The sequence below is a fragment of the Photobacterium sp. DNB22_13_2 genome (assembly GCF_052873915.1).
Genome location: NZ_JBNNXU010000195.1, coordinates 1 through 256, shown reverse-complemented (window position 1 = coordinate 256; position 256 = coordinate 1). Strand labels below are relative to the sequence as shown.

General features: G+C 66.4%; 1 protein-coding gene. It reads right to left on the bottom strand.

Annotated features, from left to right (window positions below; all coding sequences use genetic code 11):
* A partial coding sequence (locus ACVA58_RS28330; protein ID WP_446513560.1) for a hypothetical protein occupies window positions 1-256 on the bottom strand: 256 nt, incomplete at both ends.

Genomic DNA, 256 nt, shown 5'->3' with positions numbered 1-256 from the left:
CGCCGAATACGCGCGAGAGGTCTTCCGCTGCATCCCAGCGCAGGTTGCGCAGCAACGTCGACAGTACGTTGGCGCACTCGGCCTCGCCCTCGATACGCACGTGTTTGAGCACGGCGGCCTGTCCGCCCGTAGCGTAGTCGCTGGCAGCCGCGGCGAGCGGCACGACTACGGTTACGGCCGGTTCCACATCTGCCTCATGCACCGTCACAAGACCCGCCGTATCCACCTGCAGCGTCACCGAGACAGGGGCCAGATC